This is a genomic window from Clostridium sp. MCC328, from assembly GCF_018785465.1.
GTDB classification, from domain to species: domain Bacteria; phylum Bacillota; class Clostridia; order Lachnospirales; family Lachnospiraceae; genus Pilosibacter; species Pilosibacter fragilis.
The window spans coordinates 91,939-116,598 of the sequence record NZ_WQPW01000037.1 but is presented as its reverse complement, the minus strand read 5'-3'; the positions used below and the strand labels follow the sequence as shown (position 1 = coordinate 116,598).

22 protein-coding genes and 1 pseudogene are annotated in these 24,660 nt (G+C 50.5%); 1 reads left to right on the top strand and 22 read right to left on the bottom strand.

The genetic code is table 11. The features are described 5' to 3' along the window. The 11 genes and pseudogenes from GPK83_RS07135 to GPK83_RS07090 form a co-directional block, all read right to left on the bottom strand. A complete protein-coding gene (locus GPK83_RS07135; RefSeq protein WP_215704391.1) occupies positions 1-690 on the bottom strand; it encodes a flavodoxin in 690 nt (229 codons plus the stop codon). A 1-nt stretch (position 691) separates the two neighbouring features. After that, a complete protein-coding gene (locus GPK83_RS07130; RefSeq protein WP_215704390.1) occupies positions 692-1,354 on the bottom strand; it encodes a DUF4405 domain-containing protein in 663 nt (220 codons plus the stop codon). 31 nt (positions 1,355-1,385) lie between these two features. Continuing rightward, positions 1,386-2,978 (bottom strand): carboxylesterase family protein, encoded by a 1,593-nt coding sequence (locus GPK83_RS07125; RefSeq protein ID WP_252196259.1) that lies wholly within the window; start codon positions 2,976-2,978, stop codon positions 1,386-1,388. A gap of 56 nt (positions 2,979-3,034) precedes the next feature. Further along, positions 3,035-4,198 carry an iron-containing alcohol dehydrogenase gene (locus GPK83_RS07120; RefSeq protein WP_215704389.1) on the bottom strand — a complete coding sequence of 388 codons (1,164 nt, stop codon included), beginning with the start codon at positions 4,196-4,198 and terminating at the stop codon, positions 3,035-3,037. A gap of 24 nt (positions 4,199-4,222) precedes the next feature. Then, positions 4,223-4,630 (bottom strand): cupin domain-containing protein, encoded by a 408-nt coding sequence (locus tag GPK83_RS16845; RefSeq protein WP_252196266.1) that lies wholly within the window; start codon positions 4,628-4,630, stop codon positions 4,223-4,225. Between the two features lie 147 nt (positions 4,631-4,777). After that, positions 4,778-4,936, bottom strand: a pseudogene (locus GPK83_RS16840) (cupin domain-containing protein); the annotation flags it as partial. 117 nt (positions 4,937-5,053) lie between these two features. Then, a complete protein-coding gene (locus GPK83_RS07110; protein WP_215704387.1) occupies positions 5,054-5,761 on the bottom strand; it encodes a RibD family protein in 708 nt (235 codons plus the stop codon). Positions 5,762-5,783: 22 nt separating this feature from the next. Next, positions 5,784-6,761: an alpha/beta hydrolase gene (locus tag GPK83_RS07105; RefSeq protein ID WP_252196258.1), complete on the bottom strand. Its 978-nt coding sequence runs from the start codon at positions 6,759-6,761 to the stop codon at positions 5,784-5,786. Positions 6,762-6,812: 51 nt separating this feature from the next. Continuing rightward, positions 6,813-7,730 carry a prolyl oligopeptidase family serine peptidase gene (locus tag GPK83_RS07100; RefSeq protein WP_215704385.1) on the bottom strand — a complete coding sequence of 306 codons (918 nt, stop codon included), beginning with the start codon at positions 7,728-7,730 and terminating at the stop codon, positions 6,813-6,815. A gap of 24 nt (positions 7,731-7,754) precedes the next feature. Then, positions 7,755-8,612 carry an aldo/keto reductase gene (locus GPK83_RS07095; protein WP_215704384.1) on the bottom strand — a complete coding sequence of 286 codons (858 nt, stop codon included), beginning with the start codon at positions 8,610-8,612 and terminating at the stop codon, positions 7,755-7,757. 85 nt (positions 8,613-8,697) lie between these two features. Continuing rightward, positions 8,698-9,468: an EFR1 family ferrodoxin gene (locus GPK83_RS07090; protein ID WP_215704383.1), complete on the bottom strand. Its 771-nt coding sequence runs from the start codon at positions 9,466-9,468 to the stop codon at positions 8,698-8,700. A 180-nt stretch (positions 9,469-9,648) separates the two neighbouring features. Between GPK83_RS07090 and GPK83_RS07085 the strand changes: the two genes are divergently transcribed. Continuing rightward, positions 9,649-10,485: a LysR family transcriptional regulator gene (locus GPK83_RS07085; protein WP_215704382.1), complete on the top strand. Its 837-nt coding sequence runs from the start codon at positions 9,649-9,651 to the stop codon at positions 10,483-10,485. A gap of 60 nt (positions 10,486-10,545) precedes the next feature. On the opposite strand, the gene GPK83_RS07080 is transcribed toward GPK83_RS07085, so the two are convergent. From GPK83_RS07080 to serS, 11 genes are all read right to left on the bottom strand, one after another. Continuing rightward, on the bottom strand, positions 10,546-11,397 hold the full coding sequence (locus GPK83_RS07080) for a flavodoxin (RefSeq protein ID WP_252196257.1): 852 nt from the start codon (positions 11,395-11,397) through the stop codon (positions 10,546-10,548). Between the two features lie 245 nt (positions 11,398-11,642). Further along, on the bottom strand, positions 11,643-12,230 hold the full coding sequence (locus GPK83_RS07075) for a flavin reductase family protein (RefSeq protein WP_215704381.1): 588 nt from the start codon (positions 12,228-12,230) through the stop codon (positions 11,643-11,645). A gap of 403 nt (positions 12,231-12,633) precedes the next feature. Then, entirely contained in the window at positions 12,634-14,784 is a 2,151-nt protein-coding gene (gene cbiT, locus GPK83_RS07070; RefSeq protein ID WP_215704380.1) for a precorrin-6Y C5,15-methyltransferase (decarboxylating) subunit CbiT, read from the bottom strand. Continuing rightward, positions 14,781-15,521, bottom strand: coding sequence for a precorrin-3B C(17)-methyltransferase (cobJ, locus tag GPK83_RS07065; RefSeq protein WP_118650140.1), 741 nt, complete (start codon positions 15,519-15,521; stop codon positions 14,781-14,783). Before cobJ ends, cbiT begins: the two co-directional genes overlap by 4 nt. After that, positions 15,518-16,288 (bottom strand): precorrin-4 C(11)-methyltransferase, encoded by a 771-nt coding sequence (gene cobM / locus GPK83_RS07060; RefSeq protein ID WP_215704379.1) that lies wholly within the window; start codon positions 16,286-16,288, stop codon positions 15,518-15,520. Before cobM ends, cobJ begins: the two co-directional genes overlap by 4 nt. Further along, positions 16,285-17,589: a hypothetical protein gene (locus GPK83_RS07055; protein WP_215704378.1), complete on the bottom strand. Its 1,305-nt coding sequence runs from the start codon at positions 17,587-17,589 to the stop codon at positions 16,285-16,287. Before GPK83_RS07055 ends, cobM begins: the two co-directional genes overlap by 4 nt. 97 nt (positions 17,590-17,686) lie before the next feature. Further along, the gene (cbiD, locus tag GPK83_RS07050) at positions 17,687-19,105 is read right to left on the bottom strand and encodes a cobalt-precorrin-5B (C(1))-methyltransferase CbiD (RefSeq protein WP_215704377.1); all 1,419 of its coding nucleotides are present in this window, start codon (positions 19,103-19,105) and stop codon (positions 17,687-17,689) included. A gap of 2 nt (positions 19,106-19,107) precedes the next feature. Continuing rightward, the gene (gene cobA / locus GPK83_RS07045; protein ID WP_215704376.1) at positions 19,108-21,591 is read right to left on the bottom strand and encodes a uroporphyrinogen-III C-methyltransferase; all 2,484 of its coding nucleotides are present in this window, start codon (positions 21,589-21,591) and stop codon (positions 19,108-19,110) included. Positions 21,592-21,594: 3 nt separating this feature from the next. After that, positions 21,595-22,287: a precorrin-2 C(20)-methyltransferase gene (gene cobI, locus GPK83_RS07040; RefSeq protein ID WP_215704375.1), complete on the bottom strand. Its 693-nt coding sequence runs from the start codon at positions 22,285-22,287 to the stop codon at positions 21,595-21,597. Between the two features lie 94 nt (positions 22,288-22,381). Beyond that, the gene (locus GPK83_RS07035; RefSeq protein WP_215704374.1) at positions 22,382-23,185 is read right to left on the bottom strand and encodes a zinc dependent phospholipase C family protein; all 804 of its coding nucleotides are present in this window, start codon (positions 23,183-23,185) and stop codon (positions 22,382-22,384) included. Positions 23,186-23,312: 127 nt separating this feature from the next. After that, positions 23,313-24,593, bottom strand: coding sequence for a serine--tRNA ligase (serS, locus tag GPK83_RS07030; RefSeq protein ID WP_215704373.1), 1,281 nt, complete (start codon positions 24,591-24,593; stop codon positions 23,313-23,315). Positions 24,594-24,660 lie beyond the last annotated feature (67 nt).

Genomic DNA, 24,660 nt, shown 5'->3' with positions numbered 1-24,660 from the left:
TTATTCTGCGCTGAGTCCAAGTTCCCCGATCCAGGACGCAACCTCCTGATCAGAGGCACTGGACGCAAAGCGCTTTCCTTCCTGCCAGTCGCCGGTTCCCGCAAGGTCAGCCAACAGTTTTCCGCTCTGTCCGATTCCAGAGCTTGCGGCTGTGCAGAACGGAATTACGGTCTTGCCTGTGAAATCATTTGCCTTTACGAATCCGTCTGTCGGCCATGCGGCGATTCCCCACCAGATCGGGTATCCGATCAGAACTGTATCATAGGAATCCCAGTTCGCCACTTCCGTGGAAGTAAGCTCCACATCTCTGAGGCTCTCATCATTGTGTTCTCTCGATACACGGCTGTTGTCATTTGTCCAGTTCAAATCTTCGCTTGTGTACGGCTCCACTGGAACAATTTCAAAGAGATCTGCTCCCGCCGCTTCTGCGGCAGCCTTTGCGACACGTTCCGTGTTTCCGCTTGCGGAATAATAAACGACCAGTGTCTTTCCGCTGCCGTTTCCGGTATTCTCTGTGTTATCCGCTGTTTTTTCAGCCTCAGAAGAAGCTTCTGCAGTGCTGCTCTGTTCTGTCTGTGCCGCTGCAGTCGTGCTGTTACTTGCTTTAGTGCCGGATGCCTGGCAGCCCGCAAGGATGCTCATGGAAGCTGCTCCGACTGCCATTATGGAAATCATTTTCTTCAATTTCATTTTATTTTTCTCCTTTTCTTTTCCAAATTCTCTGCAGGACTCCACCCGCAGTGTATGCAAGACACAAAAACAGCCCCATGACCGTGATCTCATCAAAAAGGACCGATCCCAGAGTCGCGTCAAAGTCATACATGACAAAATGTGTCTTTAAAAACAGGTATGATGGATATCTGTTATGAAAAAACGCATAAGCGCCATAAACCACGACCCCCGCCGCAAAAATGCGCAAGATCCATTGAATGACCGGCGGAAGCTCCTTACTCATCCTGCTTTTCATGATTCCCTGTATCATTCGCCAGTGAAGGCCGATATGGGCGCTCATCAATATAAAACCCCAATACGCGCAGAAAAGATGAGCCATAGCGGCTGCCTCATAAACATTCCGCTGTGTCCATCCAGAAAAAAGATACTGGGAGATCAGGATCCCGCTGACCATAGAGCCGATCATGGTTGAGAAGATCAGGATCGTGATCATGGTCTGGAAGACCCGGTAGGGGGTATATTTCCCCCTGCCAAGTCCCAAAAACCAGGAACGGTTGAGAATGAGATGCAAAATGAACAAAAAAAACATCGCCATTCCCAGCCTTTCGTGAGCTTTCTCTCCTATAAAGGAGTATGTCATAAGTCCGAGCAGAACAGCTGTCATTAAAATATCAACTGCCATCTTTCCCTTTGTTCTGCCCGGGACCTGTGATCTAGTAAACATAATCCGATGCAAGGATCTTTAAAAGGTTCTGATCATGATTGTGGACAAGTTTCGATTCTGCATCCAGGATCATGGTCGCTCCGCCGTCTCTCGTGTACGGCTCCCACTCCGGCATCTCATCTGTCCCCGGTACTCCGGTCTTTGCGAAGTTGATCCATGCCTGGCTGATCTGAGACGCAAGTTCCTTCTCCTCATCGTTCTCATCAGCATGGTCAAACACGTACGGGATCTCCGCGCCGTGGTGAGAATTTCCATACGTGAATACGTATCCATAGACCGGGGCGCCGTTCTGGTCGGCTTTGTGTGCCATGATCTTTAAGATCGGCAGACGGATCAATGTCGTATCCACATGCTCTGCCGTCAGGTCTGTCTTATCCGGGTAAGCTTCTTTTAAGGCAGCAGTAAGTTCATCGGTCGGTTCTACCGGATCGGATTCAAAATATCCGGTCCACTCATTTAAGTTGCTGCCGATCAGGAGCGGGATGTCCTTTCCTGCTTCCGCAAAGGAATCATCTGTGACCGGATCTGTCGGAAGGAAATCTCCGTCCACGACAGGCTCCCAGTCCATAGCATAGGAATCGCCCGTCCATGTCGGGATCTGTAACTGTTCACCTGTCTGGGTCAGTCCCTCTGCCGCAGCTTTCTCAAGATCATCCGCGGACACGTACTGGATATCCTCGATATTGTCCGGTGTGATATTTAGATTCTTTAAGATGTTCTCCGCAAGAGCCGTGCTGAACTCCTGGGTGTTGAATTTTACTCCCATGGTCTCTGTCGCGCCGCTCTGGACGATTCCCTTCTGGAATAAACCTTTCGCATACGGAGATGTCATCATCGCCAGGACTTTCGCGCCGCCGCCGGACTGTCCGAATAAGGTCACATTTTCCGGATCTCCGCCGAACGCTTCAATGTTGTCCTGGATCCATTTCAGGGAATCCACGATATCCATCAGACCAACATTCGCAGAGTATTTATATTTATCACCGTAAGCGGAAAGATCGAGATATCCAAACACATTCAGTCTGTGATTGACTGAAACAATGACCACATCTCCGCTGCTGCTGAGGGCCTGACCGTCATATCCCTCTTCATTGGCAGATCCGGTGGAGAATCCGCCTCCGTGCAGCCATACCATGACAGGACGTTTCTTTCCGTCGTTGACGCCGGGGGTCCAGATATTTAAGTTCTGGCTGTTATTGTCTGTTCCATTCTGGGAAGACTCCCCATCGACACCGGAGATCTGTGCCTGAGGAGACATGGGGCCGTATGTGTCTGCCACGCGGACACCTTCCCACGGTGTCACCTCCTCTGCCGGCACGAAGCGCTCCTTCGCCTCCGCGTACGGAACTCCGAGGTAGCAGTAGATTCCGTCCTCTTTCGTTCCCTGAATAAGACCTGCTGTTGTTTTTACAATACCATCAGCCTGTACTTCTGAAGCTTCTGTCTGGGATTCTGTTGTCTCTGACACAGTTGTTTCTGCCTGAGTCGTCTTTGTTCCTGAAGAATTCGCGCATCCTGCAAGCATTACGGCACTGAGTGCCAGAATTGCATAGCGTTTTCCTGGCGTAAATTTCTTTCTCATAACATTTCAGTCCTTTCTGTCTGCGTAGCTATCCAGTACCTTTCAGACTATATTTTCTATCTGCATTCTTTAAGGATCTCAAAGATCTCATCCGCATTGAGTTTCTTACAGCATCCAGCCATGATATTTGTGCTGTCGGCAACTGCGCGGAGCATCGCATCGTCTGCCTGGATTCCAAGCTCCTTAAAGTTTATCGGAAGCCCGATCTCACGGATGAAATCCGCCAGCGCCTGGATGCCTGCTAACGCTGTCTCATCTGCCGTCTTTCCTTCTGCGGATATATCCCATACAGTTTCTGCGAAATGTGCGAAGCGCTCTGCTGCGTCTTTATAGATATGGCGGTATAATACCGGATGGATCACTGCCAGTCCGCAGCCGTGGTTGCAGTCTGTGTAGGCACCAAGCTGGTGCTCGATCATATGAGCCTGGAAGTCAGTCACCTTACCAAGCTTCAGAATACCGTTCTCTGCCATTGCAGAATCCCACATGAGTTCTCTTCTTGCGTCCTCATCAAATACATTTTTGGACACGATTTTGAGATTCCGGATGACGTTTCTCATGACGGCTTCATTGATCTCATCAGAAATATTCGCGGTGCGTGGGCTGCCGAAATATGTTTCCATGCAGTGACTTAAGGTATCAAACGCACCAGAAATCACCTGTTTTGCCGGGAGAGACTTCATGTACTCGTAGTCAAGAACCGCAAAGTTCGCGAATGCCCCGAATACACCCGTCTTAATTTTCTTTTCTTCATGAGTGATAACGGCTCCGTTATTCATCTCCGCACCGGTTCCTGTCGCCGTCACAACAGCGCCCATCGGAACGAATTCTGTCGGGAATACATGGTCGGTAAATTCCATCTCCCAGATATCCTTGTCTGTCTTTGCCTGTGCGGAGATGATCTTGCAGCAGTCGATGACGGAACCGCCGCCGACAGCGAGAATGAAATCAACATTTTTTTCTTTCGCTAACGCTGCGCCTTCCTGTACTTTTGCGTATGTCGGGTTTGGCATGATGCCCGGAAAATCGGTGACATCCTTTCCCGCCTCTTTTAACATGGATACGACCGCGTCATAGATACCACTCTTTTTCACAGAGCCGCCGCCATAGGCAAGCATCACGTTCTTTCCGTACTTACCAATTTCCTGGCTGATCGCCTTCTTTGCCGCGTCTGTTCCAAAGTAAACGTTTACTGGATAAGAATAAGTAAAATCTTTCATGATCTGATATCTCCTTTTTCTTTTTTATTTGCCAGAAGTTTCTGTTTCCGCCTCCGCGGGCTTTTCTGTCGTAAGTGCCGCATACTCCTCATCTGAGATCCTGTCATACCACTCCAAGCCTTTTAACTCCGGGTTTGTGTTGACAGCGATATGTGCGAATTTTGTATCTTTGCTGCCGCCATGCCAGTGTTTGACTCCCGGCGGGCAGAATGCCACATCGCCTGGATACATGATCTGGACGGGCTCACCTTCGATCTGATAGTAGCCGATTCCGTCTGTCGCGATCAGGATCTGGCCGCCCTCGTGGATATGCCAGTTGTTGATAACTCCCGGATCAAATACCACATAGTGAAGGTCCGGTGCTCCCGCCGCATTGTCCGCGCCGATCAGGGAAGAGACATAAGCCGGACCGCTGAAGGTGTCCGCTGTCATGGCTTCCGGTGCCCGCTCAAACATGAACTCATTGTCTGGTGTTATGGTACGACCGGTATATTCTTCTGTCTCAAGATTCTCATATTCCTCATCTGTGACCGGTGTCTCCTCCGGCGCGTCCGCATCCGGGGTGTAGTTGGAATCAAAAATCACGATCTGGGAGAACCAACTGTCCGGCGCCGCTCCATGCCAGTGACAGACACCCGGCTTGATGTTTACCACATCGCCTTTTCTTAGGATCTGGGCCGGTTTTCCTTCCTCCTGATAGTAGCCGATGCCGCCTGTTACGAGGAGGATCATTCCTCCGTTTCCATTGATAACCTTTGTTGTTTTATACCCACATTGTACAATTAGCCTTTCCTGGATGGAACGATAAATAAGCTCGTCCTGTTCCAACCAAAAGGTGTGGGCATGAAGTCTGTCTTACCAGCTGCGGTACACAAGACGAAGTCCGCTTTCGCCAAGTCTCTGGACTTCCGCAAGCTGGAATTCCTTAGGTGCGGATGCCCAAAGTCCGGCACTGCATTCAAACACACTTGGTGATCCGACTTCTCCGTCTACGGCAGGACTGAGCAGCAGACTTAATTCGTCCAGCATCCCCTGCTGTAAAAATGTGCCGTTGATCAGGCCTCCTCCGCAGATCAGCAATGTCCTGATTCCAAATAGTTCCTTTAGCTTTTCCGCTGCGATCCGGCAGTCCAGTGCGGCTTCTCCCGCCACAATATACGAAATACGATGTTCCCTAAGGTATGCCAGATATGATACCGATGTCGCACCTGTCACGACCTCAATGATATGTGCGCCCGGACATCCGGCACGTTTGAATGTCGCAGATTCCCATCCGATCTCTCCTTCCGTATCAACGGACACATAGTAAAATGCAGCATTCCTTCTGGCAACAAAGTCTCCTTCCGGAACCGATGTCACACTGCCATCCAATACCGGTCTTTGGAAACCTGTAAACTCCTTTGTGGTCGTCGTTCCATATAACCACGCGTCCGCATGGTACGCTGTTCGGATCCTCGCGTACTCACCGCCCATGAAACGACTACTCTCCGTTCCCATGAACGATCCGCTGATCTTTCCGTTCAGCGCGCTTAAAATATGGCAGATCATATATGGTCTGTTCATCATGTTTTCTCCTTCATTGATCTTATTTCATCTGACGTTCCCAGAATGAGACTGCATGGTCGATCCATCCCTCGGCAGCGGTTCCTTCCCCAAGTCCAAATCCATGGGGAAGCCCCTCAAACACATCGATCTCGGCGTCCGTGCCGTTTCTCCTGATTTTTTGAATTCGGCTTGCCATGGTCCTATAGCTGGCGATGCCGTCCGCCGTTCCGACACAATTGTAGGTCGGAGGCTCATTTCCCGTCACATCGGAAAGCCCGGTGTACTGCATGATCACCGCCGCGGACTGCGGGTATTGCTTTTCGCCAAAAGCCGCCGTCCCGTAGGAGCCGAGCCATGCCACCATTCTTGCCCCGGCAGAACCGCCCCACAGGGAATAATCCGACATGTCGATCTGCAGTTCATCCGTATGTTCATGAAGGAACGCGATTGCTCTCGCAAGATCCTCACAGGCGGTCTGGGCACCAGGGCGGTAGATCAGGGCAAAGGCGTTGTAACCTTTCTTTGACAGCTCCAGCGCATGCGGAAAACTGTCCTGCATGGCACCGACATACACCATGCCGCCGCCTGCGTTGCAGATTGCTGTTTTTGCGCCTGGCCCGCCGTGGAAGAAGAACAGGCCAGTGTCCTCTTTCCAGGGATCTTCCGACTTTTCTTCTTCTGTATAAATGTCATAAAACACCTGGGTCCCGGCTGCCGCCTGCTGCCCGAGATAATTGACGATCTCCACCGTTTTATCCGGTTTGATATCGTTGTACCACATCAGGACTTCGTCCATGTCTTCCAGTGTCAGATCTTCTCTCAACGGCCGGTCCACCGGAAAGATCAGTCTTCCATAATCGCCAAAGACCGGATCATTTATCACATCCCACACCTGGGTCTTTCTCGTCACATCGGTAAACGAGTCTGCTTTCGCTGCCGCTACGGCGCTCTCTGCGGGATTTTTATTTTCTGAAACCGCGGAAGCTTTCCTTCCGCAGGACATAAGTGAAAAAAACATAACGGTCACCAGTAAACTTGTGAAAATTTTCTTTTTTATCATTGTATTGTTTTAATGCTCTCCAAACAGCCATCCCATGACCGACTCATCCCTGGGGAAAAGCATTCCTCCGCCTCCGTGCTGGTTGTTTACGCCTCCTGCCCGGAAATAAGACTCCGGTTTTACATCTAACTGGACAAGTTCCGAGATCTCATCCTCCGTCAGTCCTTCGGCTTCGTAACGCTTTCGGATCTCCTGATAAGCTTTACGAAATGGATCCGCGCTGTAGTATTCGTCTGAATCGCCGATCACAAAATAGACCGATATTTTCGCTGCAGTCACCGTATCGTATCCGCCGTCCCATCTGGAACTGCACATAAGGGCAGCCGTATAGAGCTCCGGATGCATGTCGAGTACCATGGAAAGTGTTTCTCCGCCGCCGGAATATCCGTTGATATAAACCTTCGTCCGGTCGATGCTGTAATGATCCAGCAGATACTCTGTAAGAGAGACCGTCTTTCGCGCAGATATCTCGCCCCAGTCTTCCAGCTGCGGGGCTGCTATGATCATCTTTTCATTATATTTCTGCGCTTCAAAGGCAAAGTCCTCGCTTTGGATGTTGATTCCGACTCCCTGAAAATAAAGTCCTTCATAGCCCGGAAGTGTCAGGTACAACGCATATGGGGTATTCCCATCATAACTTTCCGGAATATACAGGTTAAAATGGACATCACCTTCCTCTGAGTGGAGTACATCATCCAGCGTGAATCCTCTGTAGCCTTCGTTTCCTTCTTCCATGCGCTCATCGTTCTTTTTCTCTCGCGCTGCCTCAGTCTGCACCGTTTCCCTTTCTGTCTCCGCAAACGGATGAGTGGCCGTCTCCGATGTGACCGCCGCGAAGCTTCTTCTTCCGCAGGCAGCCAGAACAGAAACGGAGCTCACAGACAGCAGCAATACTGCACCCAGCGCGCAATATCGTATCTTTTGCATTCCTGTCATCATCTTCCTCTGTAGTTAATGAAGTTTATAAATGTATTTAACAAACGCCGGATCATCGTGGTTTACGATCCCGCTGTGTCCAAGGTCCTTCGTTGCGATGGTCTTCATCTCATCCTCTGTGAGCTTGAAATCCCAGATGTCGAGATTCTGTTCCATTCTCTCTATATGGACGGATTTCGGGATGATGGAAACGCCGCGCTCAGCATTCCATCTGAGAGCCACCTGGGCTGCTGTCTTTCCGTACTTTTTGCCGATGGCGGTGAGTTCCGGATCTGTGAAGATGCCGTGTTTTCCTTCCGCTAACGGTCCCCATGCCTGCGGAACGACACCGTAGAACTTCATATTCTCAATGGCACCCTGCTGTACGAAAAACGGGTGAAGTTCTACCTGGTTGACAGCCGGGATGACGTCCACGGTCTCGCAGAGGTTTGTGAGGATCGCCGGGTAAAAGTTTGCTACGCCGATAGCCTTTGTGAGTCCCTCTTTGCAAGCTTTTGTGAGTCCACGGTACGCAGCAAAATAATCGCTCATTGGCTGATGTAAGAGGATCAGGTCCGCGTAGTCCATGTTCAGTCTCTTGAGGGAAGCTTTAACTGCCTCATAGGCAGTTTCTTCCGTTTTCATGTCTGTGACCCAGATCTTTGTTGTGATAAATAATTCTTCTCTTGTGGTGATTCCATCGGCGATGGCTCTTGCGACAGCCTTTCCGACAGCTGCCTCATTTCCATAAGCGGTTGCTGTGTCGATCAGGCGGTATCCTGTCTTGATCGCATCGTATACGACTCTCTCGCACTCTACGGTATCCGGGATCTGGAATACGCCGAATCCCTCTAACGGCATTTTTGCTCCTGTGTTTAATGTAATGAATTCCATAATGATTTCCTCCTTGATTTAATGATTTCTCTGCTGCCTCTTATTTTTGTACTCTGCACAGAACTGCGCAGATCAGGCGGGCAGATCACTTTTTTACCTGGTTGTTCGCTTCGACAATCTCGCAGATACTGATATGTTCATTCCTGTATCTCGCCTTCGGATTCGGCTCCGGCATGTTCATCTGGATCGCCATCATCGGACAGGCGTGGATGCATGCCATACAGGTAATACAGCCCTCCGGATGCCAGGTACTCTTTTGCTCGTTCACGGTAAAGCAGTTTTTTGGACATACCTTCGTACAGATCTCGCATCCGATACACTTTTCCGTGATCCGATACAGATTTGAATACGCTTGCTCCAGTTCCCTGGCTATTTTGGTCAGATATACCTGATGATCTGCCCGGTCGGCATTTGTCACCGGCACGATGAATTTCTTTTCGCTTTCGATGTCTTCCAGGATCATTTTTAAATGTTCGTCAACTTTTTTATCGATCATTCGCTCTTTGTCCATGTCAAATCCCGGAAGAAAATTGTCCACCATCAAAAGGACATTCAAGTAAGAAGGCTGGATCCCGATCTGAGTTAACATCTGTTCTGCCAGCTCCGCAGCGCCTCCGTGCCTTTTTCCGTATGTTAGGATCATGTAGAAATACGGTGTTTTAAATACCGATCTCTCCAGAAACTCCCTCACCAGAGCCGGAACCTCATGACCATATACTGGGCAGACGATGCCGATCTTCTCCGCCTCATACACATTTTCCAGGTCATGAACCGCCTGCGCGATACTTACCGGTGCTTTCTCCAGCTGCTTTGCTGCATACAGGCTGTTTCCTGTCGCTGTGAAATAAAATACCATGTGTCATTCACCTCCTTACTGGCAGATTGAAAAAATCATCATTTATGCTATAATTTGTTTTGATGAAATTAATTAACCTGTTTCTCTTTTCAATATGGATTTTACGGTGTATTTCTTTAAATGTACAATGCCAATCAATCATACTGCTATTATTATTTTTTATACTAAAAGGAGCTCGCAATGATCGAATTATATGTGTTGAGGCAATTTGCAGCATTCGCGGAGGCCGGGACCCTGTCGGAAGCCGCTGAGGTTCTGCATTTATCCCAGCCGGCCTTAAGCCGGAATATGAAAAAGCTGGAGGAAGATCTGGGTGTAATTCTTTTCGAACGAAAAAAGAATAAATTAGAACTGAATCAGAATGGATTTTATGTTCTGGATCTGACCAGGACTCTCCTGGAAAACGCAGACGCCCTAGCAAAAAAGGCACAGGATTTTGACCGGAAAAACCGGACGATTCGACTGGGGATCTGTGCTCCTGCACTTCTTTGGACTGTCACACCATTTATTTCTCAGGTATATCCGTACCTGCCCCTGCAGACAGAATTAGAGAGCGAAGAACTGCTTCTGAAACATCTCATGGATGATTCCTACCAATTGATCGCTCTCCACGAATCGCCTGATGGCGCTGAATTTTTCTGTAAAAAATGTGGGACAGAAAGCCTGATGTTTGCCCTTCCGAAAGATCACAAATACGCAAAACGGAAAAGCCTGACCTTCGCGGAAATGAATGGGGAAAATATGCTCCTCATGCCGGATATAGGCTTCTGGGCTTTTGTTATGGATAAAATGCCGAATTCCCACTTTCTGACCCAAAGCGACCGATTCAGCTTTGATGAACTGGTCCAGGCCTCATCTCTGCCCTCCTTTATCACAAATCTGTCCGGGAAATACAGGGGTATGCCGCCTAGTCGAATCTACATTCCTATCTCAGACGCAGAGGCAACCGTAAGTTACTATCTGGTGTGCAAAAAAAACCGGGAAAAGGAGTTTGATGAGCTGTTTCGACTGCTGTAGAAAATGGAGATTACTCAGCCGCCGGAAGAATTCCGACGGCCAGTGATGCTTTATATTTTTCTATAAAACTCCATTTTGCTGTAACCAGTTCTCGATCTCGCTCCTACTGCTGGAGTTTACAGTCAGTCCACTGCCGACTTCTGCTCCACGGCTGGCTCCCAGTCTGCGGATGTCCGGCATGCTTTCTTCTATCGTACTTTCTGCGCTGGTGCAGAACGGGATGACCTTCTTTCCGGTCAGGTCATAGGACTCCAGGAAGGTATCAATAGCCATTGGAGCGGTATGCCACCAGATCGGATAGCCTACCAGGATCACATCGTAGTCACTCATATTGCTGATGCTGGAGGCAAGTTCCGGTCTGGCATTCTGATCCAGTTCCCGTCTGGCCCTGTCTACCGTACTCTGATAACTGTCTGGATACGGAGATGCCACCGTAATTTCAAACATATCCGCTCCGGTGATATCCTGAATTCGTCTGGCTACATTCTGAGTCGTGCCGGTATGGGAGAAATACGCAATCAGAATTCTTTTACCGGCAGCATCGTTCTGACTAGTCTGCGCTCTGGTTCCTGCATATCCTGCTTCTACATTTCTGGTCTGGATCTTTCCATCCACAACCCATGCGCCATCGAAATTTACGCGGTAGCCATCTGGTGTCAGGGTTCCGGCGTACATCCAGCCAGCCTGGTCAAAGGCATAATATTCTGCAACGCCATCTCCGTTTCCATCCAGCCACTGCCATTCTACAATTTCTTCTGGATTTCCGTAATACTGTCCGTTTCCAAGATCATACCACCATCTGGAACTGTTTCTTCCCTGTCCGGTCGTCCAGCCTGCCGCGAAAGCAGTCATGCCCATCAGGACAGATAACACAAAAACTGACACCATTATTTTCCACAGCCGTCGCATCATCGAAGTTTCTCCTTCTCTACGTTGTTGCCCAGTACTCTATCGTTTTTATCTCACAAAATTCGTAAAAATAGCCGGTTCACGCTCCGGCACCGCACCATACACCATATTCCAGTAACGGGATGATGCAACCGGCACCTCCTGAATGGTGAAATTACAACTGCATTTTCACCGATGGAACGACAAATAAGCTATGATAATCCTAACCCAAAGGTGTGAGTTCTGCCCACATGTCATGCAGCAGGAATCTACTTTTCTGCCTCTGCAGTCTCCATCAGTGTTTTTCCAGCACTCCATGCCTGACCTACCTTTTCGGTTGCCACGTAATATCCTGCCTGAAACTGGTCAAAAATCAGTGCGTTTAATTTCATCGGATCAATCTTGCCATTGTCGGAGATTACTTTTTCATCCGCACTGACATTCACGATCTTTCCCACGACTGCGTGCAGGTTCTCATTTTCTACGACTTCTGCAAGTTCACACTCTAACGCAACCGGAAATTCAGTGATAATCGGAGCATTGACATGTGCACTCTTTTCTGCATGATAACCAGACTTCACAAACTTGTCCGGCATTTTATTTCCGGTCGCAATGCCATAGAAATCTGCAGCATCCATATGGTCTTTATCCGCGAGACTTATAGTAAAAGCCTTTGACGTCCGGATGTTTTTCGTGGTTTTATGTCTTTCATCGATAAACAGCGCAATCTTGTCATGACCGCAAATCATGCCCCATGCCGCATTCATAACATTGACAGTTCCATTCTCATCATATGCTGCTACCATCAATACCGGCATTGGAAAAATGGCCGGCTGTACACCTAAATCTTTTCTCATATCTGCTTACCTCCGTCTTTTATTAATAATTAAGGATAAACTTTACAAATGCATGATCAACATGTTCAATAAAACAAATTATTGTTTATGCTATAATTTGCTTTGATGAAATCAATAAAGCCATCTCTCTTTTCAAGATAGGATTTTACATTGTTTTGCTCAGAATGTACAATGCTAATCCATTATACTGCTATCAATACTTTTTATACTAAAATAGAGTTACAATGATTGATGAGCTGTTTCGGCTGCTGTAGAAAACAAAAACAGCCATCCGCTATTAGATGACTGTTTCTCTGTATTCTCAAATTTTTAAACTGATCTCTCAGCTTCCGGATGACGCATTTTTATCTGTCTGGTTATAATATTTTTCCATCGCATCATACATGATATTATCCGTCTGCATTTATTTTTTTCCCTGGTTATTTCCTTCAAACGTCACGATCCATACCGGATTCTGCCCCATCATGAGGTGACTGGAGCCGACTTTTTTAGACCTTGCGGCAGTCAGCGTAAGAAGATCCGGTTCTGTCACCGGAAGCGTTTTCACGGCTTCAAGGACCGCCGCCAAAGACTCGGGAGTGATGAGGTTTACAACAAACCGTGTTTCAGGATTTTTCTTAAGGCATAGCGCAATGACCTCCTCCATCTTTCCGCTGCTTCCTCCGATGAAGACATGGGTTGGAGACGGAAGATCTTCTAACGCCTCCGGGGCTGTTCCCGCTATGATCTTCACATTTGTGAGGGCGAATTTTTTGCAGTTTTCATAGAGAAGTTCCACGGCCTCCGGGTTCTTTTCGATAGCGTAGACCTTCACGGAATCGGAAAGACCTGCGCACTCCACAGAGACGGATCCTGTTCCGGCTCCGACATCGTAGAGGACTGAGTGTTCCGTGAGTTCCAGCTTTGCCACGGACACGGTGCGGACTTCCATCTTCGTCATCGGAACCTTCCCGCGGGTGAACGCCTCATCGGAAATACCGTGGGATAAAGGTCTTCGGGGCCCGGTCCATTCCGCATAGAGGACTGCTAAAGACGGGGCCTTTCGGTCTGTCAGGCTTTCTGGGGTCGCCTCGAAAATTTGTTCGTCCTTGAGAGTCAGATTTTCCCCTGCAAAGAGCTTTGTCTCCTGCATCCCAAGATCGATGAGCTGCCCGCAGATCGTTTCATAGAAATCCGCGCCGCCGCCGAGGATAAAGGCGCTGCCGGAGCGCTTTAATTCCAAAGCGAAGTTTGCCGCCTGCCCGTGCATGCTGAAAAGTCTCGCGTGATCCCAAGGGCGTCTGATCTTTGCAAAAAAGTATCCAACCGAGGATATCCCCGGAATTACTTCCACGGTATAGTTTCCGCGGCGTTCCAGCACTGCACCGAGTTTTTCCGCTGCGCTGTAAAATCCGGTATCACCGGACATGGCTCCACAGATCACCTGTACCTCCGGGTGGGCATCCAGATAGTCCGCAATTTTTTCCGGCTGGTATGCCTCAAAAACAGGTTTGTGGAAACTTTCCAGCTGTCTCACACAGCGGCTTGCGCCGACGATCAGATCACATTTGTCGAGGCGTTTTTTTGCCTCACCGGTGAGATAGGATTCGCTTCCGGGTCCTGTGCCGATAAGGAATACCTGGCGTTTCCCAGAATTTTCAGCAGACCTTCCCAGAGCAAAATGCTCCTCCAGATAAGCGATTCCCTCCGCCAGCGAAATCCCCTCTTCCACCGGTCTGCCGATCACGACAAGACCGACACCTGCTTTTTTCGCCGCACTGACCTTTTCCTCGAATCCGCCCGCCTTCCCGGACTCCTTCGTCACCATCCACTTCGCATGGACCGCTTTCATCATCGCCACATTTAAGTCTTCCGCAAAGGGTCCCTGCATTGCGATCAGATGGCTGCCGTAAAAACCCATATCGGCGCAGGTCTTTACCACCTCCGGCATGGAAAGGACTCTCGCGTAGATTCTCGTCTCCCAGTCCGGGAGAGCTAAAAATGCGGAGAGCTCCTTACTTCCCGTCGTGACGAATACCGGACCTTCCGTGGTCTTTAAAAAGTCCACTGCCGACTGAATATTCTCCACCGTGATGATCCGGCAGTCTGAACCGTCTGAAATGCCTTCCGTTTCTGTCCAAGCACTTTCTCCGGGCATTTCCATATCTGCTTCTGTGATCTTTTTTTTCTGGTTGTCATCTTCAAAAGTCCGGGGTCCGTTTTCAGCAGTGAAAACATTTGTTCTCTCACCGTTTTTATCCCGCAGGATCCTTAAAATCGGGGTTCCTGTCTTTTCTGCCGCCTCCCTGATATTTGCCGTGACCACCACCGCAAAAGGATGGGTTGCATCAAGGATCAAGTCATACTTCTTTTCCTGAAACAGTTTCTCCATCTGGATCTCATCGACACGCCCGTCATGAACCTGAAGATTCTCAGCCTTCGGGATCTCCTCTTTTCCATATTCCGTCGCAACAAACACATCGACCGCTACCCGACTCCCGGCGAGGCGGGATGCCAGAACCCGTCCTTCCGTTGTCCCCGCAAAAACCGCAATTTTCCCTTCCGCTATCTTCATATCCGGTATCCTCTCGGTGTGACCATCCAGTTCTGTCCGCCAAGGACGGACTTTTCGGTCCGGCTGTTTCCAATAAACACGGTGGTGAACATGTCCGCCTCGTAATCTTTTAATTCCGCTAACGTCATGACCTTCTTCGTCTCCCCATCTCTTCCGATGTTCTTTACAATGCCGCAGACGGTATCCGCGCTCTTGTACCGTAAAAAGATCTCACACGCACGCTTTAAATAGTCCGCCCGCTTCCTGCTGGACGGATTATAGAGGCAGATGGAAAAATCAGTCTTCGCCGCCGCGTCCAGGCGATTCTCAATGGTTTCCCAGGGTGTTAAAAGATCACTTAAACTGATCACCGCAAAATCATGCATCAGCGGTGCCCCGAGGACAGCGCCGCCGGAGAGAGCCGCCGTGATCCCCGGGATCACCTCGATCTCCACCTCCGGGTGCTTCTCCCCGAGTTCCAGGATCGGTCCCGCCATTCCGTAGATTCCTGCGTCCCCGCTGCAGATCATCACGACAGATCTTCCTTTTTCCGCCTCCGCAAAAGCCATCTCGCAGCGCTCGATCTCCCGTTTCATGGGGGTCGTCAGAAATTCCTTATCTGGAAAGTACGGCTTCGCGAGATCCACATAGACCGTGTATCCCACGATCACATCGCAGGTATTAAGCGCCTTTACGGCGCGGAGCGTCATGGATTCATACTCTCCAGGTCCCATGCCGACCACTGTCAGTTTCTTCATGTGTCCGTCCCCTTTCTGAATTCCGTGGAGAAGTCCGGCGCATAGAGTCTTGACTCCTCGTAGCCGTTTGCCTCTCTCGTGCCGAATACGTCACCGATAAAGATCATTGCCGTCTTCTTAATTCCGTTCTCCTCTGCGGACTTCGCCAGCGTAGAGACGGTGCAGCGGACAATCTTCTCCTCCGGCCATGTCGCCTTGTAGATGATCACCGCCGGAGTGTCCGACTCATATCCGGCTTCCGCAAGTTCCTTTTCCATCTGTGACAACAGTCCCGTGCTTAAGAACACCGCCATGGTCGCATGGTGAGCCGCCAGGGAACGGAAACTCTCCCGCTCCGGGACTCCGGTCCGCCCCGCCATTCTCGTGATGATCACGGACTGGGACACGCCAGGCAGCGTGAGTTCCGCATGGAGACTCGATGCAGCGCCGCAGAAGGAGCTGACCCCCGGGCATACATCGTAAGCAATCTTTTTCTCATCCAGCTGGTCCATCTGCTCCCGGATCGCGCCGTAGATCGCCGGATCACCGGTATGAAGCCGCACCGTCATTTTTCCCTCACGCTCCGCTTTCTCCATGGCACGGATCACCTCGTCAAGAGTCATGTAGGCACTGTTTAAGATCTCACACCCCGACTTCGTCTCCTTTAAAAGCTCCGGATTCACAAGGGATCCCGCATAGATCACCACGTCCGCCTCCCGAAGGAATTTCTGTCCCCGGACCGTGATCAAGTCCGGCGCTCCGCTTCCGGCTCCCACAAAATGTATCATGATGGTTTTCCTCCTGTTTTTCGAATCTTCATGACCGTCCATGCATGGTCTCTCATGTCACACTCCCGCTTGCAGTACGGGCAGTGACGGATCTTCATCGCGTCAAAGCTTGCCCCGCAGCTTTCACAGGAGACCTGATGGATCGAGTATCCCGGGTCCTGCGGGATCTGGATATTCTTTCCGACGATCATCCGGATCCTGTCGTTTTTCTCCTTCATCGAACTTCCCCTGTCATATGTATCGCAGAAGTACAGATCGATATCCACATACACATACGGGCCTTCCTGCCAGCAGTTCCCCACCGACATAGCTCCCCTGTATACAATGTCCGTGATGTTCTGGAAACTTTCCCCATCCCAGGGACCGCGGATAATAGAAAGGTCCTCTCCCGGCTCGGAAAAGATAATATTTTTTGCCAGAGCAATGACCTGGTTTGCAAAGTTTTCATAGCCAAAATCCGGCTCGTAATTCTTCATGAACCGGATCAGCCTGTTTTTGCTGCCAGAAGTGGCAAACAGAAGTCCAAGGCTCTGCATCGCCCGCCAGAAAATATACCCAAGTGTTTTTAAGGCAAACAGCATATATCCGCCGAAGGCTCCGATTACTGGATACCCGATCAGCGGGCAGATCATGGAATATAGTGTCAGAGGATCACCGGTCTTTGCCCTCTCCCATGCCAGGTATGCCAGCATGAACACCGTGAAGATGACTGCCCCTCCGCCGCACCAGGGAGTTAATGTTCTTTTGATCTCTTCCTTGGAATAGCTGAGGTCTTCAATGGAATAAAAATTCGCGACCTTCGGATACAGCTCCTGCATCAGAAATCTTGTGTGGCAGTATGGGCAGCCTTCAAACAGCGCCTTGATCTGGCTCACCGCTCCGCAGGACGGGCAGGTACATGGCTCCGTTCCGTCTACCGTCGCCTCATTCGCGAAGGTGATCGTCTGGTATAAGATCTCTTTCTTCCGGAATTTTCCGATGATCCGTCCACCCCTGGAATATGTCGTATTTCTCTGCGCCGTGCGGAATTCTGTCACATTCGTATATTTCTTTCCGACCTTCGGCGGGATCGCGCCGGCTGAGGCCAGAAGACCCCGGAGTTCTATGGATGAATCTCTGTGAAGTCCGCGTTTTTCCAACCGCTTCCGCTGTTGGCCCAGAAAATACTTTATATCCTGATTTCCGGTATCCGGGATCGGTCCGCCGGAAAGCCACTCGTTGTATTGTTTCAGGAAGCGGTTATACATCATGGATGCCTTTGTGTCATGGACGCTCCCGTAATTTTTCTGCCTGTTTTCCATAGTGTTTCCTTTAATTTCGATGAATGATCAGAGACCGTGACTTTCATGCGTTGTTCCAAAACTTATTGTTTCAGTTCTTTCAGCGCTAAGTGGAAGCTTATTGATCCAGCTCTTTCAACGCTGACCGCAGAATCGCGTCCGCGCCTTCCGTCTCTCCCAGATACTCCCCCTTTGTCCCGAAGACGATCATTCCCGTCCTCACCTCGTCCCTGGATCGATGGGTAAGGTGCCAATCGGCACGCTTTAAGAATACGTTTATCGTGTCCTCTATGATTCCCGCCTGTTTTAAGTGATCCATCGCCTCATCCGTCGTGTTGGATCTCTGGATCTTTCTAAGGAGTTCCAGGTCCTCGGTTCCGGCAGATAACGCGCAGGACAGCATCGTGTCCATGCGACCATCCGCCTCCCTGGAGTGGGTGTTCATGATCCCGTTTCCGATCTTCACGAGTTTTCCCATGTGACCGGCGATCAGGATACCTGAAAAGCCCAGTTCCGCGGCAAGGTCAATGGTCTTGCCGACGAAGTTGCTCATGGTGACGAGGGAATTCATAAATCCTTCCAGAAGTGATGGTTCTGTTCCCGTTGATAATTCTCCATAAGCCATCTGTTCTGCTTCAACAGCAGCATCCGTGTCCGCCGCGTTACTCCCTTGATGAGCATCGGTACAGAATTTACCATGTTCTACGAGATACCTCTCTAAAAATCCCGCGCCCATATTTCCAGGCACTGCGATCACCCATTTTCTGCCCTCTGCCTTTAAGACATTTAGATGGGTACGGATCGTCTCGACAAGCGCTTCCTCACTCATGGGCTCCACAATCCCGCTGGTCCCGAGAACGGAGATCCCGCCCTCGATGCCGAGAACAGGATTGAAGGTCTTCTTTGCAGCTTCCACGCCTGCAGGGATCGATATGGTGATCGATACCGGAAAAAGCTCCCCGGCTTCCTCCAAAAGGGCGTAGACGGCATCCCGGATCATCTTTCTCGGCACAGAGTTGATCGCTGCCGCGCCTACCGGCTGGTCGAGACCGGGTTTTGTGACGCGGCCAATACCGATACCGCCGTCGATTCTGATGAGATCTTCCCGGGATTCCACGTTGCGCTGAACAGGCCGTTCTGTTTCCTGCCTCTTTCCCACATTCAACTTCAAACAGTTTTCTGATCTTTCTCGAACAGACCCGGAAACAGAATTTTCCGGGCGCGGCATATGAGCTTTTTCACAAAAACTTTTATCTTTCACAAACTCCGCCCGCGCATACACCAGGATCCCGTTCGTCACATCATAATCGTCCCCTGCGTCCTTCCTGACCGCGCACTCCGCCCAGTCTGCCCCTGATGTTTTCTCTTCCAAAGGAACACACACCAGAATCCCCTTCGGGGTCATGATCTCCTCCGTCTCTTTCCAGGACCCTGTGAGCAGAAATCGCACCGCCCCCTGGGCCGCTATGGCCGCACAGGTCCCTGTGGTGTATCCGCATCTTAACTTTTTATGGTCTTTGTATACAAAGGTATCCATGTTTACCTCGTGATCTCGTTTCTGTCCGTCAGCAGCACCTCTAAAATTCCGTCCGCTGTATAGTCGGAAGCTGTCAGGGCATTCTTCACTCCGTATTCCGCAAGGACTGCCGCTGTCACCTTTCCGATGCAGACTGGTCTCACCGTCTCAAACAGAGATGCCGCTTCCGCCTCACGTCCCGCGAAGAATCCTCGGACGCCGGAGCCGCTCTCAAACGTGATATAGTCGGCAGTTTTAAGTCTCGCAAGCTCCGTCTGCTCCACCAGGATATCATAGATTGGAATATCATCAAACGCATATCCCTGTTCCGCCAGTGTCTCCGTGAGGACCTTCGAGCCCTGCTTTGCCCGCGGGATCAGAAATTTTTCTGACTCAGCACACGGACAGACATTTTCTGAACTGGAAATGCTGTAGGCTATATTGGCGGCAGCAGTTTTTGCCCCAGAAGTCTCTCCATTCTCCTTCAGGTATTTGACAAGTCCATCTGCCAGCGCCTTCGTTGTATATTCCTCCGGGATAAAGTCCGGCGTGATTCCGACGCTCTCCAGATACTCCCCTGTTCCGCGCCCAACAACCGCAAATTTTAATCCGCCAAGTTTTCTGATATCTATATGTTTCTCCCGCATCCGGTCAAAGAAGATCCGGACTGCATTCCGGCTCGTAAAAATCACCCATCTGTAACGGGAAAGGTCCGCAAACGCCTGATCCAGCCGTTCCATGGACTCCCGTACCACAAGGGATTCCCCCGCGCGGACCGTCTTCGCACCCTCATCGGACAGGCGGCTTATGATCCGTCCTCTAACGGCCTCTGTTCCGGTGACTCCCACCGTGATTCCGGTAAGCACGCCCGGCACCATGGATGTAAAGTGGAAGGCACAGACCTCACCCACAGCGATGATTCCGGGAGGCGTAAGTCCCGCTTTTCTTACAGCCTCAGGCAGATCCTTTAAGGATGCCCGGACAACGCGCATTCGGGACAGTGTTCCGTCCGTCACAACGGCTGCAGGCGTCTCCCCGTCTTTTCCGCCATCTATAAGACGTTTCACGATCTCCTCAAGGTTCGAGAGTCCCATAAGGAAGATCAGGGTTCCCGGAAGCTTCGCGTACAGGCTGTAATCCCCGGAGAGTCCCTCACCGCCTTCGTGGGAGATATGTCCCGTAAAGACATGGAAATCTCTCGCGATATTCCGGTGGGTGACAGGGATTCCAGCCGCCTCCAGTGCCCCGATGGCTGAGGTAACGCCGGGGATCACTTCATAGGGGATTCCTGCTTCTGTGAGCGCCTGGATCTCCTCTCCGCCGCGCCCGAACACAAAGGGATCTCCACCCTTTAACCGGATGACGCGCTTTCCTTCCAGTGCCTTCTCCACCAGGATCCGGTTGATCTCCGACTGCTTTTTGATGTGGTGCCCGGCCTCTTTTCCAACATAGATCCGCTCACAGTCCTCCGGCACCAGAGTCAGCAGTTCCTCGGAGCCAAGACGGTCGTAGACAAGGACCTCCGCAGCCTTTAATGTCTGCTGTCCCTTCACCGTGATGAGACCGCCGTTTCCAGGACCGGCTCCCACAAGGTATGCTTTTCCAGCAGGAATATCCCCCGCGGTTCCCTGTTTCACCAGAAGTTCCGCAAGCTTCATGGAATTCTCCGACGCTCCAGAGACCTTTGTGCGGATCACTCCGCCCTTTGTCTCCCGCATAAGGTCCATCCGGAACGTCCCGTTCTCTTCCTTCGCGTAAACGCCCACCGCCGCGGTACAGCCGGCACCTAAAAGGCGCAGTACTTTTCTTTCCGCAAACAGTGCCCGTTCTGCCTTTTTGTCATTTAATTTTTCCAGGATTTTTAAGACGTCGCTTCCCTTTTTCGTCTCCACGGCGATGATTCCCTGTCCTCCCGCTGGAATAAAGTTCTCCGTTTCAAGAAACTCAAAGGAAAATCTCGGATCCTCAAAAAGTCCCAGCCTTGAAAGTCCCGCCGCAGCCAGAATGATCCCGTCGTACTCTCCCTGATACAGCTTTTCCAGTCTCGTATCAACGTTTCCGCGGAGCAGGCGGCATTCCACATCCCCGTGCTCCATGATCTGCACCTGACGTCTCGGACTTCCCGTTCCGATGATCCTGGGACTCCGCTCCGGAGTACGACCCTTTACCGTCACAAAGACATCCCTCGGATCTTCCCGCTTTAAGACGGCACCGATACAGAGCCCGTCGCTCAGATCCATCGGCATGTCCTTCGCGCTGTGGACCGCAAGATCAATATCCCCGTTTAAAATGGACTGCTCAAACTCCTCCACAAAGGCCCCTTTTCCTCCAAAAGCAACAAGAGAGGTCTTTAAGATCTTATCGCCCTTTGTCATCAGGGGAACCAACTCACATTTTACCTCCGGGCATGCGGCCTCGATTGCCTCCGCCACCATGTTTGTCTGCACAAGCGCCAGCCTGCTCTTTCGCGTTCCGATCCGGACCGTCCGGCGTTTTATTGCTCCCATCCTTTACTGTTCCTCCCTGTCTTTTGCGATAATAAGGGAATAATATCCCGCGTCTTCCGGGATGTCGGCTGCACTTCGTATCAGCCGCTCACCCTCCATCCCGCAGTTTTCCACCATCCAGGCAGGACACTCCGTGAGAAGAAGCTCCCGCTTCACATCCGCGATCTTTTTCCCGGATTTCATCAAGATCTTTGTCCCTGAAAGCTTCAGCCCATCCTTCACCGGATAGGAGCCCGGCAGGATATGGATGGACTCCGCCTTCTCCCCCAGGGAGATCCCGAGCTTTGCCGCCGCCGCGCAGAAAGACGGGACTCCGTTAATCAGGACAGACTCGTATCCCAGAGCCAGAAGCTTTTTATGGACATAGCCATATGTGGAATAGACCGTCACATCCCCCAGTGTCAAAAACGCCACGGTCTTTCCCTGATCCATGAGGGCTGACAGGCTCTTCACCGCCGCCTCATGGCTCTCCTTCAGCACCGACTCGTTCTTCGTCATCGGGAATACCACAGGGATGATCTCCTTTTCATCGATCTCAGGGACCGCCCCCAGAGCGATCTGATACGCGGTACATGTCTCTTTTTCTTTCCCCGGAATCGCGATCACGTCCGCCTCCCGGAGCAGACGCACCGCCTTTAATGTCATGAGCTCCGGGTCCCCCGGTCCCACTCCGATCCCATAGATCATTCCCTGCATGTTCTTCTCCTTTATGTTTTATTTCTTCAATTTTGTGCAACCTTTACAGTCTTTCCGGCTGACATGCAATCTGCCTTCAATTTCTGCCACATCTCTATTCTCCGTTAAAATTCCCCTGAAAGATTTCCGGCATCGGTCCTTTTCCTCTCAGGTATGTAAGCAGATCGCTTAAAAGTTCTGCTCCTTTAGGGACTGCCTCATTAAATTCACGCTCCAGGTGGTCTGTGATGGCCTCACAGCCCGGCGTTGGCTGTTTCCTCATAAACATGCCGTGAATGACCCCATAGCTTCCTGTAAAACGCAGCAGGAAGCAGCAGAGCCTTTTCGTCCTCTCACTCGAGTTGATAAACAGACGGTTCATGGTCCGAAAACTCATGATCGCCTTTGCCACCTTGATGGGATCTTCATCGAAAAGCCTCGATGATGCCCGCACGGTCTGGGCTGTGATCTTTAAATGACAGGTGAGGTTCGAGTGCAGCGGGCGCATATGTTCCCGCTCCAAAAGTCTTCGTTCCAGTTCCGTCTCGATCTCCGCGTGGGTGATCCCGGTCCGTTTCTCCTCTGCATTCACGTAAGCGTGGACGCGGTTGTCGAGGCTGAAATGGCAGGCGACCCCCATGAGGTACGCGATCATCTCATCCCTCTCGTCCCTTGTCTCAGCCTCACGTACCAGCATCCGGCCACGTTCCATGAGCTTTGCAGCGGGTTCGCCGTGCATCCGCACGCCTTTCTGGTTCACCTTGTTTTTTCCAAGTGCTTTGTAAAAAAACAGGATATCCGGCCCGTGGACTCCTAAAAGGAAACAGTACCGTTCCTTCTTTATGATCCGTTTGACGACCGGATCGGCCTCCATATATACTTTTCTCCCGTATAGATCATGCGCAAATGCTGCCGGCATGGATCTCATCTCCTTCGTAATATGCTCTGCGTGACAAAAATCCCGGTTATTCTGTCAGTTTCCGGATCTGTCCTGCAACTGAAAAAGCTGTGACAAAATGAATCGCCACAGCTTTACAAATCCTTATTTATTTGATCTCTGTCTTTCCGCCCATATACGGTCTTAATACTTCCGGAATTCTTACAGAACCGTCTGCCTGTAAGTTGTTCTCAAGGAAAGCGATTAACATTCTCGGCGGGGCTACAACTGTGTTATTTAAGGTATGTGCGAAATATTTCTTTCCATCCGGTCCGTTTACACGGATTCTTAAACGTCTTGCCTGAGCGTCACCAAGGTTGGAGCAGCTTCCTACCTCAAAGTATTTTTTCTGTCTCGGAGACCAGGCCTCAACGTCAACAGATTTTACCTTCAGGTCAGCAAGGTCACCGGAGCAGCACTCTAAGGTACGAACCGGGATATCCATGGAACGGAACAGATCTACCGTGTTCTGCCATAACTTGTCGAACCACATCTTGGATTCTTCCGGCTTGCAGACAACGATCATCTCCTGCTTCTCGAACTGATGGATACGGTATACGCCGCGCTCCTCGATGCCGTGTGCGCCTTTCTCCTTACGGAAGCACGGAGAATAGCTTGTTAAGGTCTTCGGAAGCTCCTCTTCCGGAATGATCTGGTCGATGAATTTGCCGATCATGGAATGCTCACTTGTACCGATGAGGTAGAGATCCTCGCCCTCAATCTTGTACATCATAGCGTCCATCTCAGCGAAGCTCATAACGCCTGTGACAACGTCGCTGCGGATCATAAACGGCGGTACACAGTACGTGAATCCACGCTCGATCATGAAATCTCTCGCGTATGCGATCACTGCGGAGTGAAGTCTCGCGATATCACCCATTAAATAGTAGAAACCATTGCCGGCAACTCTTCTTGCGGAATCAAGATCGATGCCGTTAAATTTCTCCATGATCTCTGTGTGGTACGGGATCTCAAAATCCGGAACGACCGGATCACCGTACTTCTGAACTTCTACGTTCTCGCTGTCATCTTTACCGATCGGTACGGACGGGTCGATGATATTCGGGATCGTCATCATGATCTTCTTGATGCGCTCCTCGAGATCTTTTTCTTTCTCCTCCAGCTCAGCAAGGTGGTCGGAAGCTGCTGTAACCTGCTTCTTAACTTCCTCAGCTTCTTCCTTCTTGCCCTGTCCCATCAATGCGCCGATCTGCTTGGAGATCTTATTTCTGCTTGCGCGGAGGTCATCAGCCTCCTTCTTTACTTTTCTGTTCTCCTCGTCCAGTTCGATCACTTCGTCTACTAACGGAAGCTTTGCGTCCTGAAATTTATTCCGGATATTCTGCTTTACGATTTCCGGATTTTCTCTTACAAATCTTAAATCTAACATGAGCTTTTCTCCTTATTGCCGTGTAAAAACACGCTTTGGTAAAAATATATCATATTTTGCTGAGAAA

Coding starts and splice junctions, on each gene's coding strand:
- GPK83_RS07055 (WP_215704378.1), bottom strand. CDS start 17,589: ATGGAAAACAGGCAGAAAAATTACGGGAGCGTCCATGACACAAAGGCA.
- GPK83_RS16845 (WP_252196266.1), bottom strand. CDS start 4,630: ATGACAGCGGACACCTTCAGCGGTCCGGCTTATGTCTCTTCCCTGATC.
- cobA (WP_215704376.1), bottom strand. CDS start 21,591: ATGGGAGCAATAAAACGCCGGACGGTCCGGATCGGAACGCGAAAGAGC.
- GPK83_RS07125 (WP_252196259.1), bottom strand. CDS start 2,978: ATGAGAAAGAAATTTACGCCAGGAAAACGCTATGCAATTCTGGCACTC.
- GPK83_RS07135 (WP_215704391.1), bottom strand. CDS start 690: ATGAAATTGAAGAAAATGATTTCCATAATGGCAGTCGGAGCAGCTTCC.
- GPK83_RS07110 (WP_215704387.1), bottom strand. CDS start 5,761: ATGAACAGACCATATATGATCTGCCATATTTTAAGCGCGCTGAACGGA.
- GPK83_RS07120 (WP_215704389.1), bottom strand. CDS start 4,198: ATGAAAGATTTTACTTATTCTTATCCAGTAAACGTTTACTTTGGAACA.
- GPK83_RS07080 (WP_252196257.1), bottom strand. CDS start 11,397: ATGATGCGACGGCTGTGGAAAATAATGGTGTCAGTTTTTGTGTTATCT.
- GPK83_RS07035 (WP_215704374.1), bottom strand. CDS start 23,185: ATGCCGGCAGCATTTGCGCATGATCTATACGGGAGAAAAGTATATATG.
- GPK83_RS07090 (WP_215704383.1), bottom strand. CDS start 9,468: ATGGTATTTTATTTCACAGCGACAGGAAACAGCCTGTATGCAGCAAAG.
- serS (WP_215704373.1), bottom strand. CDS start 24,593: ATGTTAGATTTAAGATTTGTAAGAGAAAATCCGGAAATCGTAAAGCAG.
- cbiT (WP_215704380.1), bottom strand. CDS start 14,784: ATGAAGATAGCGGAAGGGAAAATTGCGGTTTTTGCGGGGACAACGGAA.
- GPK83_RS07085 (WP_215704382.1), top strand. CDS start 9,649: ATGATCGAATTATATGTGTTGAGGCAATTTGCAGCATTCGCGGAGGCC.
- GPK83_RS07100 (WP_215704385.1), bottom strand. CDS start 7,730: ATGCAAAAGATACGATATTGCGCGCTGGGTGCAGTATTGCTGCTGTCT.
- GPK83_RS07105 (WP_252196258.1), bottom strand. CDS start 6,761: ATGTTTTTTTCACTTATGTCCTGCGGAAGGAAAGCTTCCGCGGTTTCA.
- cobI (WP_215704375.1), bottom strand. CDS start 22,287: ATGCAGGGAATGATCTATGGGATCGGAGTGGGACCGGGGGACCCGGAG.
- cobJ (WP_118650140.1), bottom strand. CDS start 15,521: ATGAAGAAACTGACAGTGGTCGGCATGGGACCTGGAGAGTATGAATCC.
- GPK83_RS07095 (WP_215704384.1), bottom strand. CDS start 8,612: ATGGAATTCATTACATTAAACACAGGAGCAAAAATGCCGTTAGAGGGA.
- cobM (WP_215704379.1), bottom strand. CDS start 16,288: ATGATACATTTTGTGGGAGCCGGAAGCGGAGCGCCGGACTTGATCACG.
- cbiD (WP_215704377.1), bottom strand. CDS start 19,105: ATGGATACCTTTGTATACAAAGACCATAAAAAGTTAAGATGCGGATAC.
- GPK83_RS07075 (WP_215704381.1), bottom strand. CDS start 12,230: ATGAGAAAAGATTTAGGTGTACAGCCGGCCATTTTTCCAATGCCGGTA.
- GPK83_RS07130 (WP_215704390.1), bottom strand. CDS start 1,354: ATGGCAGTTGATATTTTAATGACAGCTGTTCTGCTCGGACTTATGACA.